11 protein-coding genes are annotated in these 13,368 nt (G+C 29.3%); 1 reads left to right on the top strand and 10 read right to left on the bottom strand.

Features of this window, described 5'->3' with window-relative positions; translation table 11 throughout:
• Positions 1-2: 2 nt before the first annotated feature.
• From argF to hcp, 4 genes are all read right to left on the bottom strand, one after another.
• Positions 3-1,007 (bottom strand): ornithine carbamoyltransferase, encoded by a 1,005-nt coding sequence (argF, locus tag GAN53_RS08675; RefSeq protein ID WP_151410698.1) that lies wholly within the window; start codon positions 1,005-1,007, stop codon positions 3-5.
• 79 nt (positions 1,008-1,086) lie between these two features.
• Positions 1,087-2,313, bottom strand: coding sequence for an arginine deiminase (gene arcA, locus GAN53_RS08680; RefSeq protein ID WP_151410699.1), 1,227 nt, complete (start codon positions 2,311-2,313; stop codon positions 1,087-1,089).
• Between the two features lie 186 nt (positions 2,314-2,499).
• Positions 2,500-3,147, bottom strand: a complete 648-nt coding sequence (locus GAN53_RS08685; RefSeq protein WP_151410700.1) for a Crp/Fnr family transcriptional regulator — start codon at positions 3,145-3,147, stop codon at positions 2,500-2,502.
• Positions 3,148-3,216: 69 nt separating this feature from the next.
• Entirely contained in the window at positions 3,217-4,833 is a 1,617-nt protein-coding gene (hcp, locus tag GAN53_RS08690; protein ID WP_151410701.1) for a hydroxylamine reductase, read from the bottom strand.
• Positions 4,834-5,063: 230 nt separating this feature from the next.
• On the opposite strand from hcp, the gene GAN53_RS08695 reads away from it, so the two are divergent.
• A complete protein-coding gene (locus GAN53_RS08695) occupies positions 5,064-6,323 on the top strand; it encodes a helix-turn-helix domain-containing protein (RefSeq protein WP_151410702.1) in 1,260 nt (419 codons plus the stop codon).
• A gap of 206 nt (positions 6,324-6,529) precedes the next feature.
• Here the strand turns inward: GAN53_RS08695 and GAN53_RS08700 are convergent, their stop codons facing one another.
• The 6 genes from GAN53_RS08700 to GAN53_RS08725 all read right to left on the bottom strand — a co-directional run bounded on the left by GAN53_RS08700 (position 6,530) and on the right by GAN53_RS08725 (position 13,258).
• Positions 6,530-7,288, bottom strand: coding sequence for an SDR family oxidoreductase (locus tag GAN53_RS08700; RefSeq protein ID WP_151410703.1), 759 nt, complete (start codon positions 7,286-7,288; stop codon positions 6,530-6,532).
• 169 nt (positions 7,289-7,457) lie between these two features.
• A complete protein-coding gene (locus tag GAN53_RS08705) occupies positions 7,458-7,769 on the bottom strand; it encodes a PadR family transcriptional regulator (RefSeq protein WP_151410704.1) in 312 nt (103 codons plus the stop codon).
• Positions 7,769-9,010, bottom strand: coding sequence for a DUF2812 domain-containing protein (locus GAN53_RS08710; protein ID WP_151410705.1), 1,242 nt, complete (start codon positions 9,008-9,010; stop codon positions 7,769-7,771). The genes GAN53_RS08705 and GAN53_RS08710 overlap by 1 nt, the downstream gene beginning before the upstream one ends.
• Before the next feature lie 250 nt (positions 9,011-9,260).
• Positions 9,261-9,689, bottom strand: coding sequence for a hypothetical protein (locus tag GAN53_RS08715; protein ID WP_151410706.1), 429 nt, complete (start codon positions 9,687-9,689; stop codon positions 9,261-9,263).
• 469 nt (positions 9,690-10,158) lie between these two features.
• A complete protein-coding gene (trhA, locus tag GAN53_RS08720; RefSeq protein WP_151410707.1) occupies positions 10,159-10,809 on the bottom strand; it encodes a PAQR family membrane homeostasis protein TrhA in 651 nt (216 codons plus the stop codon).
• 382 nt (positions 10,810-11,191) lie between these two features.
• Positions 11,192-13,258: a DUF262 and DUF1524 domain-containing protein gene (locus GAN53_RS08725; RefSeq protein ID WP_151410708.1), complete on the bottom strand. Its 2,067-nt coding sequence runs from the start codon at positions 13,256-13,258 to the stop codon at positions 11,192-11,194.
• Between the last annotated feature and the right edge of the window lie 110 nt (positions 13,259-13,368).

A 13,368-nucleotide genomic window follows, 5' to 3' on the forward strand; every position in this document is an offset into this window, starting at 1 on the left:
AATTATTTTAATGTTGCATACATTATAGCTTTGATTGTATGCATTCTGTTTTCAGCTTCATCAAATACTTTGCTTTGTCTTCCTAGGAATACTTCGTCTTTAACTTCCATTCCTTCTAGATCATATTTGTCACCGAATTTTTCGTAAACATCTCTACCTGTTGCAGTTTCAAGATCGTGGAATGATGGTAAGCAGTGTAGGAAGATAGCATCTGGATCAGCTAAATCCATAACTTTTTGATTTACTTGGAATTTGTGAAGAATTTCAATTCTCTTTTCCCAAACTTCTTTTGGTTCTCCCATTGATACCCAAATATCTGTGTATATTACGTGAGCTCCTTTTGCTGCTTCTTCTACATTTTCAGTAAATTCTACTTTTGATCCATGAACTTTAGCAAATTCTTTTGCTTCTGCAATTAGTTTTTCATCTGCCCAAAGTTCTTTTGGACCGCAACCTGTGTAGTTAAGACCTAGTTTAGCACAAGCTACCATTAAAGAGTTGCTTACGTTATTTCTGCAATCGCCCATGAATACAAAGTTTAGTCCCTTTAGATAGCCAAAGTTTTCTTTGATTGTTAGCATATCAGCAATCATTTGTGTTGGGTGGAAATCATCTGTAAGACCATTCCATACTGGTACTCCTGAATATTTAGCTAATTTTTCAACTAATTCTTGGTCAAATCCTCTATATTCGATACCATCATAGAATCTTCCCAATACTTTTGCTGTATCTTCGATTGATTCTTTGTGTCCCATTTGGCTTGAACCTGGATCAAGATAGGTTACTCCCATTCCTAAATCCATTCCAGCAACTTCAAATGAGCAACGTGTTCTTGTTGAAGTTTTTTCGAATAATAGAACTATATTTTTTCCTTCTAGATATCTGTGTGGTGTTCTTGATAATTTTAATTTTTTGAATTGTTCACCTAGATCTATTAGGTATTTAATTTCATCTTCTGTTAGAAATTTTAATCCTAATATGCTTCTTCCTTGTAAATTTACTGGCATATTTTTTGCCTCCTTATAGTTTTATTTTTTACTTTTTTATTTTAATTTATTTTTATAGTTTTTGCAATGTTATAAATAATTAGTCTAAGCTTCTGATTAATGGCATTGTCATACATCTTGGACCACCACGACCTACTGTTAGGTTAGATGCGTCTAATTCGTGTAATTTGATGCCTGCTTCTCTTAGTGCAGCGTTTGTTACTGTATTTCTCTTATAAACAACTACTTCACCTGGAGCTATTGTTAATGTGTTTGAACCATCATTCCATTGTTCACGTTCAGCAGCAATTGGATCTCCATTACCACATGGAATTAGGCGAACTTTTTCAACGCCTGCAATTTCAGCTAAGATATCTTCAAATTCTCCTGATTTTTCTTCAATGTTTAATTCATTATCACCTTTTGTGATTTTGAAGATTTTTAGTGTTTGCATAATTCCTGGGTGGAATGTAAATGCATCATGGTCAATTCTTGTAAATACTGTATCTAAGTGCATGAATGCTCTGTTTACAGGAATGTTTAGTGCATATATTGTTTCAATTGTATTTTCATTTTCACCAAAGAAGATATTTCTAGCTAATTCTTTGATTGCTTCATATTCTGTTCTTTGAGAAATACCGATTAGTAAAGTTTTATCAGAAATGATAAGTTCATCCCCACCTTCGATGTGGTATTCTTTTCCTCTACCATAGAAGTTTGGAACTTGACCTTTGTAATCTTTGTGATATCTGATTATATAATCACCATAGATTGTTTCTCTATTACGTGTTTCTGCAAACATTGTGTTGATTGAAACACCGTTACCAATTGTAGCAAATGGATCTCTTGTGAAATAAAGGTTTGGCATTGGATTGATTGCTAAATAATTTCCCTTTTCACCCATTTGTTTTAATTCTTCTTCAGAGAATTTACCAATTTCTAGAAGAGTGATACCAGCCATTGTTTTTTCAACAAATTCTTTTGTATCTTTAATTCCTTCAAGTAATTGTCTACATTTTGAAAGAATTTCTTCATCTTTTACGCCAGTTTCTTCAAGATATTGATTTAGGAATTGTTCTCTTAAACCTTCGTTTTGATCTAAAGCTTCTGCTACTAAATCTTCAAGATAAACAACTTCTGTTCCATTTTCTCTAAGAATATCTGTAAATCTATCATGCTCTTCTTGAGCTAATTTTAAATCTGGAATATCATCAAATAATAATTCTTCCAATGTATTTGGAGTTAAATTCAATAATTCATCTCCTGGTCTGTGTACCAAAACTTTTTCTAACTTATTAATTTCGCTTGTAACTTGTATTGCTGTCATTAATTCCTCCTGAATATTTTTAGGAAACATTTTCCTTTTACATTCCTATTATACAATATCTGTTTTTAATATGTTGGACAAAATAGAAGAAATTTATTGTAAAAAATGACATAGTCGATGATTATACAAGATTTTTAATAATAAGACAATTAATGTTATTGAATTATTATTTAATTTTGAAAATCCCTAAATTATTTCGACAAGTTTATCAAGGTCAATTATTTCTATTGATTTTTCTTTAATTTTTATTAGCCCATCATCTACCATATTTGATAGCTCTCTCGATAATGATGGTCTTGTAGTAGCCAATATATCTGACCAATCTTCTCGTGAATAGTCCATTTTGACAAGCGAATTATTTTGATTTAATATTAGATACTTAATAATTTTATTTCTTAAGGAAGACTGAGAAGTTATTTGATTATTGAGACTTAATTGAAAACATTTTTTTGATAATAAATTAATATAAGACTTTAAAAATGTATTTGGAAGCTGATAATTAAATAAATTTCTAAAATCGTGTAAGACTAAAATTTCACTTTTTGTTTCAGCTACTGCAGAAAAATCAAATGCTTGTCCAAGATAAGAATAAACTTCTCCAAAAATTTCTGATTTATCAAATCTTTTAATTATAAATCTTTTGCCATTAGCATCTATCTTATAAACTAAAATGCTTCCTTTTATAAGATAATATATATCTTTACTAATTTCTCCTTCTCTAAAAATATTTGTGTCCTTCTTATAAATTTTTTCTTCTATTCTTAATTTTTCTAGTATGTAAGAAAGTTCTGTTTCTGTTAAATTTTTAAAAATTGCTATTTCTCTTATATTCATAACCACCTCAATATAAGTATAGAAAAAAGACGTATATTTTTCAATACGTCTTTACTAAATCACCTATATTCAAGCTCTCATTTCCTGTAGATCTTCTTCAACTGTAGAATTTGGTTTAATATTAAATTTTTCAACTAAAAATTCCACTACTGTTTTAGATAAGAAAGCTGGAAGAGTCGGTCCTAAATGAATATTTTTTACTCCAAGGCTTAATAGAGCAAGTAATACTATTACAGCTTTTTGTTCATACCAAGCAATGTTATATTCAATTGGTAAATCATTTATTGATTCTAAGCCAAAAGCTTCCTTTAATAATAGAGCAATCTGTACTAGTGAGTAAGAATCGTTACATTGACCAGCATCTAGCACACTTGGTATACCATTAATATCAGGAAGATTTAATTTGTTGTAACGATATTTTGCGCAACCTGCTGTTAATATTATCCAATCTTCCGGAATTTTTTTAGCAAAATCTGTATAATAAGATCTTTGTTTAAATCTTCCATCACAACCTGCCATTACCACAAATTTTTTAATATTACCTTCTTTAATTTCTTCTACAATTTTATCAGCTAGTTGACTTACTTGATGATGAGCAAAACCGCCTACAACTTTAGTATTTTCTAGATTTGTTGGAGCTTTACATTTCTTTGCCAATTCTATAATTTCTGAAAAATCTTTATAACCTTGACTGTCACTTTCAATATGTTTACATCCCGGGTAAGCAGCAGCACCTGTTGTAAACATTCTATCCTTATAGGTATTTTTTTCTTTAATTGGTACTATACAGTTAGTAGTCATTAGAATCGGTCCATTAAAGGATTCAAATTCTTCATTTTGGCTCCACCAACTATTACCATAATTGCCGTGGAAATGACTGTATTGTTTAAATTCTGGATAATAATTTGCTGGAAGCATTTCAGAATGTGTATAAATTTCAACTCCACTTTCTTTGCTTTGTTCTAATAGCATTTTCATATCTTTCAAATCATGACCTGATATTAAAATCCCTGGTTTGTTTCCTGCTGAATAATCAACTTCTGTCAATTCTGGATTTCCAAAAGTTTCTGTATTTGCTTTATCTAGTAAAGCCATAGCCTTAACTCCATATTTTCCAGTTTCTAGTACCAAGTCTATTAAATCATTGATTTCTCTGTCGGATTGTATAGTTTTTTCTAAGGTTTGGGCAATAAATCTATCAACTTCTAAATCTCTAAAACCTAGTACATTAGCATGATGATTATAAGCTGCCATACCTTTTAGTCCGTAGGTTATTAGCTCAACTAAACTTCTTTGATCTTCGTTTACAATATTTAAAACGCCGACTTCTATTGATTTTCTAGAAAGTTCCTCTTCATCATTTGAAGAATATGTAGCAAATTCAGATAGATCTTTTTTATCATCTAATTTTTCTAATATGTAATCTTTGACATTAATAGTTTCTTTAACAGAGTTCATAATAAATTCTCTATCAAAATTAGCGTTTGTAATAGTAATAAATAAGTTAGTAGAAATTCTATCAAATATTTTATTATCATCTCCAACTTTATTTAAAACTTCGGCAAGTCCTTTGGTAACATAAACTAAGAGATCTTGAGCATTTGCAGTATCTTCTTTTTTTCCACATACTCCTTGAATAGTACATCCTTTGTTATTTGCAGTTTCTTGACATTGGTAGCAAAACATAATATCCTTTCCTTTCTTATTTTATGATTTCTTTATTTATATTATAATTCGAAATTTGATCCAATTCAGTAACATTTGTTACGATTATATAATTATTTTAAAAAATATAAATTTTATTACAATGGACAAAAAACTTCAAATTTGTTGTAAAAAACAGTAAATAGACTATAGTAATCTTCCGATTTTGTGATATTATATATTATATATGATGGTAGATTAAAGGAGAAAAAATGACTAACACTCGTTTAGAAGAAAAATTTGAATCTCATTTTGACTTATCAAATTTAGTTACTTATGAATATGAATTTGCAAATTCTACCACCAAACCTCTTATCCATCAGCAAGCAAGATTTTTATTATTTACAAGAGGTTCTGGTAAATTTGTATTAAATTCAAAAGAATATAAGGTTAAAAAAAATTCAATAGCCTTAATTATTCCATGGGATATTTCTGAAATAAAAGAAGTGGACCAGCCATTAGATTTTATTAAGATAGTTTTTAATTATAGTGCATTTACCCAATATTTGACTCAAATGGAAATATTTACCGAAAATAATAGTGCTTTTTACAAAGAAATCAAAGATAATAGAGTTAGATATCTTAACGACCTTGAGTTTAAAAGCATTCTTAGAACTATGAAAAAATTTAGAGCGGAAGTTGGGGATATTTCTCAATACTACACTCCAAATAAGGATCAATTTTCAAGAATTTATTTGTTGACTTTACTAGTTGAGCTTACTATTGAATATTTAAGATCAAAAAATTATACAGACAAAAGTTCGTCTGATCAATATCAAGTAAATATTAATGAAATTTTAAGCTATATGTATTCACATCTTTCTGAAAAGCTCACCCTAGATAAAGTTTCATCTGTCTTTTTTACGAGCAAATCATCTTTGACAAAATATTTAAAAGAGAGCATAAACTACACTTTCAAGGAATTGCTTGAAGATATGAAATTTTCAAAATCCGTTGACCTACTAACTTATACTTCACTAAGTATAAAAGAAATAGCAAATGAAGTAGGCTACAATGATGACTCACACTTTATAAATTCATTTTTACAAATAGAAAAAGTGACCCCTAGTGAGTTTAGAGAAGATTATTTGGTTACGGAAAATAGATTAAAACTTTTCCAATCTGACAGAAAAAACGACCTAATAAGATATATCGAAAATAATTATACCAACAAAGACTTGTCAATTTCTATGGTTTCTAAGAAATTTAATATGAATAAGGCCTATGTGAATAAGTTACTATATTTTCAATTCGAGAAAAATTTTACCGAATATTTAAATTATTTTAGAGTTACTAAAGCTATAGAATTGCTTAAATCTACTGATAAAGCAATAGAAGATATTTCTTATGAAGTTGGTTTTAACAATAGCAGAAGTTTTAGGAGAGCTTTTAACCAAATTCTAGAAATTAGTCCTTCAGAATTTAGAAAAAATATAAAACTACAAACTTCCGAGGGCAAAATCATTGGTTAAATTTAAAAATTAATTGAAATTTTAGTACTTCCACAAGTTTTTTTTACAATATTTGGGATATTGCTTGTTTTAGATCTTACATTTTTAAAAAATTAAAATCTACTTTTCATTTTTTATAAGATAAAATTCGCTATTACAAAAAGTTTTCTAAAAAACAAAAAAAGAGCTTGTCAAATGACAGGCTCTTGTAATTTTATAAGGTTAACTTACATTACAGTTAATCCACCATCGGATACTAATATTTGTCCGTTAATATTGGAGGCTTGGTCTGAAGCTAGGAAAAGTAGATTTGAAGCTATCTCTTCAGCCGTTGCTACCATTTTGTCAAGTTTTGGTCCTCTCATTACAACTTCCATTCCTTTTTCATCAACATCGTTTAGATTTTCAAGAATTTCTGTTGCAATACCACCAGGTGCTACCGCATTGCATCGAATTTTATCATTTGCATACATAGCTGCTGTATTTCTTACAAGTCCGTGAATGGCATTTTTAGACATTGTATAAGCCACTCCAGCTTTACCACCTCTAATTCCAGCAATTGAAGTTGTAGCAACGATTGCGCCACCATCTTTCATTAAAGGTATTGCTCCTTTAAATAATCTGAAAGAACCTTTTACATTTACATTAAAAATCCAATCGAATGTATCTTCCTCGCAATGAGTAACTGGTTCAAATTTATCCATTACTCCAGCATTTGCTACAAGAACGTCTAGCTTTTCATTTTCTTTACTTACTTTTTCAAAAAGTTTATCTACGTCTTCTTTTTTTGAAACATCGCATACAACAGGAATTATTTCACCTTGGCAGTTTAAAGCTTTCACTTCATCTCTTAGATCTAGCAATTTTTCTTCTCTTCTAGCAACAGAATAAACTTTTGCTCCTTCTTTTGCTGCCATGATACTTGCACTTCTACCAACTCCAGATGATGCTCCTGTAATTATAAGAACTTTATTTTCAAATCTCATTATCTTCCTCCTTTTATTTATTAACTAATATTAATATTATACCCAAAATAATAATCTTATATCTTTTATATATAATTTTTAAATGAGATTTTTCTCATAAAACTAGATCTTTCAGCAGAAAATATTTTAAAATTTTATTAATAATAAAATTTTGTATAATTACTATCATTTATTTATCAAAATATTTCTCGTAATTGTCAATTAAAAGTCTAAGTCTTTGAACTTCTTCTTCTAAGAGTTTTTTGCCTTCATCTGTAATTGTGTAATATTTGCCTTTTTTGTTTGTTTCGACTCTTTTTATTAGGTCATTTTCTAAAAACTGAGCTAAGAGAGCATAAAGGGTTCCTGGTGCTAAGTTTATTCTTCTATTTGTGATTTGGCTAACCCAAGAGGTGATTTCTGCTCCATTTCTGATTTTTCCTAATGCCAATAAGATAAAATACATAGGCTCGGTTAAGGTTTGAAATTGATCTCTTGCCATTATTTCTCCCCTAAAATTTTTTCTATGTCTTTTTGAGCTTTATTGTCTTTAAAATCTCCATTAATTTCCAAAACAACGTTATTATCTAAAATCAAATATTCGTTCTCATTAGATAACATATATGTTTTCTCATAAGGATATGATTTGGAAATAACTTTTACAAAATCTGCCCTATAAGGATGATTTTTTGCATTTTTTACAATTTTTTCAAATAAATCTTTTCCTAGTTTCTCTGATTTTACTAGAGTTTTTCTTACATCGAGATTATAGTCTTTAGACGAATAATGCTTACAACTTTGTGTTAGTATGCTTTTTCTTTCAGAACTTACAGAAAAATTACCTATATGGTCTTCTTTTTCTACTTTATTGTCAATATTATTCATTACAAAAAATGTCAGAGCGCTTGCAGCAATAGTGAGCGAAACTATTATTAATCCTAAAATAAGCTTCTTGCTCTTCTTTTTGGCATCCATAAGCTTAATTTTCTTAACAAGAAAATAAACTAAAAACAATAGGAAAATATTGGGAAGAATTAATAAAAATCTTGATAAGCCATCAGAACTTCCTATTGGAACTAATATTGATGATATCCATGCCATTGCCGTCAAAATTAAAGGTATTATGGCTAAAAATACAAAGATTTTAGAAAAACTAAGTTTAGAAAATTTAAAATCTCTAATGTCTTTTGTATCCTTATTTCTTTTTCTAAAACTTATAAAATCAAAAAGGCTTAATATTATAAATACTAAAAGAAAAATACTCGCTGGTGCCATAAACAAAGGATAATTAGAATAATATATTTCACTAGAATTAAAGGAACCTAGGATAAAAAAAGATAAAATCGCAAATATAAAAGCCGAAAAACTAATTGATATTATCTCTCCTCTAATTGCCTTATTTAAGATCCCTATTTCATCTAAGCTATCATTATATAAAGAATCTGCCCCATCTTTATCTAGCCTATAAAGATTCATATTAAAAGACCTATCTATAAGATGCCAACCATATTCGTCCGCCATATTATCAAAATCTTTTCTTTCATCTTTAGTAAGAGCAGTAAATGTTCCTTCATTTGGGGCGATAGAAATTTTATATTTTACATTTTCTGGGTCTACTTTTTTAAACCTGTGGATAAATGATAAGAAAATTTTTTCAATTTTCCAGCCATCTTTTGCCATATCTTCATACCATTTTTCTACAAGAGCAAAATTAGTATAAGTTAAAAATCTAAATCTAAACATAAAGAAATCTCCTTTAAAATATCGACTATCGATATTTGTTAAATTAATTATATATCGATACTCGATAATTGTCAATATAAAAATTATTTTTTCTTTATGCTGATAATTATTAATAAAGAAAAAGCTTTTAAGATTTATAAATCCTAAAAGCCTTGCATATTCCTAAAGATATTATAATTATATTGAAAATAATATACTACAAAATCATATTCTGAATATCATTTCTATACATTTTCTGCTGATAATGGTTTTATGATAAAAAGAAAATAGAGTCTTTGTTAAAGCAAATTTGATTCGTGCGATTATAAATATAATTTAAATCTTCTATCTTCTCTATTAGCATTCTTGTGCCTGGATTTGCAAGTGCTGCAAAGTTTCTCACAAGGTTTTTTTCTATTTCTTGAGCATCCTTGTATAAATTTTCTCCCTTAGCTTTTAAAAACTCATCAACTGGGCCTTTTTTAATTAACGGAATATTTCCTATAAATTTTCCTGCTGTTTTTCCAGCTAATCCTATTCCTTTAAATAAATTTGCCTCAACTCCGTTCTTAGATATTTTTTCTATATATAAGGAAGCTTCGTTAAAATAATCTCTATACTTCGATGATAATTTTTCTATTTCGTTTTTAGTGTTTTCAATGTATTCTTCTTTAAAATTACCAGATAGCATTATTTCCATTAATGAAGCTAAAGAAAATATGTAAATGGATAAACGATAGTATTTGAATTTTTTTAATAAATCTGCTAATGTCGAATTAATTTTCCCTTGAGATGTTAGAAGTTGTTTCTTTGAAACTTCATTTGTTAGTTTTTTTGGAAAGCTAATATATTTTTTCTTGATCTGTTTTTTATGTCCATAATTACATTATGGCTATTTGCAACTACTGGCTTTACTATTATCAGAAATATCAACGCATTCATCGTAATCATCTGCCCATAAATCAAAGCCTTCGTTAGTTAACATTTTATCTCCCAATGATTCTAATTTCTCGCCATCAATACCACACTCTCCACAAAGCTTTAGTGGTCAGTGTATGAGATTTGAGTTTTTATGATTGTTTGTACTAGTTCTGTTTTTGTCTCTTTAGCTAATTTCTTTATTAATTACTTAACTTTTGATTTTATGCTTACTTTAATCTTTTTTTCTATCACCCTAAAAACCTATAGTTGCCATAAAACATGACAAAGGTTGCTACCAGTATAAAAATATGCCATATAGCATGATTGTATGGTATCTTTTTTATTGAATTAAAAATTGCTCCTATGGTATAGAAAAGTCCACCAAGTACCAAAAATAAAATATAGTATATACCTATATATTTATAAATCTGATAGATAAGTAAAAGTGATATCCAGCCCATTGCCATATATATAACCATAGAAGCTTTATTTATCTTATCTTCTTTGCCTGCAGTAAAGGCTGTTATGTTCATTCCTATGCCTATTAATGCCAAAATCCATATTAAAACAAATATAACTATGGAAAAAGTAGACCTTAAGCCAATTAAGATAATCGGAGTATATGAGCCTGCAATTGTCAAATAGATTACTCCGTGATCAATTGCCCTAAAGATCGTCCTTGCTAAGGGATTGGTCATAGAGTGATAGAGGCTTGAAGATAAAAACATTATGGCTATGGCTATAAAATAAATTAACCAGGCTAAAAATCTAATTATGTCTTTGTCACTATAAGCTTTAATGACTACTGGTAAAAAAAATATCAGGCTTAGGATAAATCCTAAAACGTGAGTAGCTATATTTAAAGCTTCCTCAGACTTGCTATATTTAATAATTCGCATTTCCCATCTCCCTCGAAATTTTATAAAATTCTTTGATATAGATAAAATCTTGTGAGTATTATACCCACTACTGTTTTTCAGTCTTCTAACTAGAGATTTTATTAAATCATTCTATACTATTTAAATTCTAACTTATCTTAACTCATATCCCATCCATATCGTTGATACTAGCTACCATAATATACAAAGTGTTGCTAAGGCCTTTTCAAAATATTTCTACTTTATACAAGTAAGTATTTGAAAGATATTTTTAAACATTAATTTCTAAAAATCAATCATATAATTATCTGATTTAAAATATCTAAACCTATTGATTTCAAGTTTGTAGTCGGCTTAATTTTTTTCTTTTTAGATGTGAAGCTTCTTTAGCTTCGAAAAATCATTACTCTCCCTGAGCATCAAAGGATTGTTTCACAATTTCCATAATTTGATCTAATTGATCCTTGTCTTCCATAAACAGTTCTACATCGCCATTTCCCCAACGTCCAATTCCAGTAATATCTCTGCAAATACCATTAGGATCAATAATATCCGGAAACTTCATATTAATCGAAAGACGCAATCTATATTTCTTGGGAACAATATCCACAAAATTAGTATCCAGCTTATATGCAACATACAACTTTTTATATTCCTTTTTTACAGCCGGAGATAGATTCATAATTCGCTTATCCAAAGATTCAAATAGCTTTTTTACCATATCATTCATATCATATGTTTCCAAGGAATACTTCTGAGTTATTTTTTCTTCTACTTGATATTGTGCAAGTTTTTCAGCCGTTAAACTTGGATATGGCCAAATAGATTTAGCTTTATTCGCTAATTCCTTTGCTCTCTCTTTTATATGTTTTTCATTCCACTCATTTTGTAAAACAACATATTTATTAAGTCTAAGCGCACTTTCTTTAAATCCTCCCGACATATCCATCTTCTCTAAGAAAGGCCTATCGCTCATTTCAGAATTATATGCAGTCAAAGTAAGATTGCCAATTGTATGTAAATATTTTTTCTGAACCTCATGCCACTCATCACCAAGATCAGCTTGCCATTCTAAAGAAAGATTTTTGTTCTGTGGCATAATATGCTCAATTGTGTAATTTTCTATTATAATTGGAGCTTTGTTTTCAAAATTTTCCAAACGACTAAGAATATAATTTCTATTACGCATATTGTAAATATCACGACTCACAAATGCAATTTCAAACTTATCGTTATCCGGGAATTCTTTGTAAGAATCTTGCATCAAGAAGAATGCCTTGACAGAATTTATGTAATCATTTGATCTAATATAATTCTTCATAGTTGCAAATGTTTTGTTCAATGAGTTAGTAGGGATCTCACAAATCGAACGTCTTAATACATAACTAATGCAAAGTTTTAGAATTTCCTTAAGCTCGTCTGATGTAATTATCCCTTCTCCGAAATCACGATGAATTTTCAATAAGAATGGATAGGATACTTCCATTTTTAAATCAATAATATCTTCATATAACTTTTTAAAATCTGTATCACTATTTCTTATGAATACAATGTCTGTATAATACTTTGCGAACTCCAGCAAATCTTGACATAGTTCTCTTATAGATTCAAATTCACAGTTCAAATGATAAAGCTTAAATTCTTCATATACACGTCCCAACTTTGGAATACGAGAAATTTTCATAGTCAAGTAATGACGAAAGAAAGCATCCATTACTGTTCCTTGAGTTTCATAGACAAAAAGTTGTTCCATAGGTCTCCAAAGATGTTCATACACATAAGTTTGCTCTGAAGGTTCCAGTCCCATCAAAATATAGTTACGAATCAAGTCAGATTCAGAAAGTTCCTTACCCGTTGAATTTAAACTTTCAAAAATTGCTTGTGCATCATCAACAGCTCGATCTAATGTGATATTAACAATTTGTAATTTTCCAATTGACTCATATACCTCAGCAGGTTTAATTTCTTTATCGGCAATCTTGCCTACAAAAAAGTTATAATTTTCTATAAGTCTTGACCTAATGCCTTCTCTAATCGGTTTTTTCTCGACTAGTCTTATAAGAATATCTCTATCCGTTTCAGTTAACAACAGCTTATATCGTTCATCATTTTCTTCATACTCATTCTTTAAAAGCATATTATCTATACGTTGAGCATTTATTGTTTTATCAGCCGGATTATTTAGTGCATAATCGCGCAAAGCCAGAAGAAGCAGAGTTAAGGTAGTCATTCGCTGTTGACCATCAATAATCATGTATTTTTGAACACCTGTTGGCATTGCCTGTTCTGCAATGTTAACAATAGATCCCACAAAATGACCAACTTTGCCCTTTTTCTGCATATCTACAATATCGTTCCAAAGTCGTTTGCACTGGATGGTATCCCAGCTATAAAATCTCTGATAAACTGGAATTAAGAACTGCTTATTTCCATTTAATATCTCATAGATATTTCCTTTTCGCGCATCCATATAATATCTCCATTATTTCCTTCCCTGCTGTCATATATTTTAATCTATCCGAAGCATGTAAAATTCATCATTTTTTATCTTTCCATCAAAACCACACTCTCCACATGGCT

The organism is Anaerococcus sp. Marseille-P9784 (genome assembly GCF_902500265.1).
In the GTDB taxonomy this organism is placed as follows: domain Bacteria; phylum Bacillota; class Clostridia; order Tissierellales; family Peptoniphilaceae; genus Anaerococcus.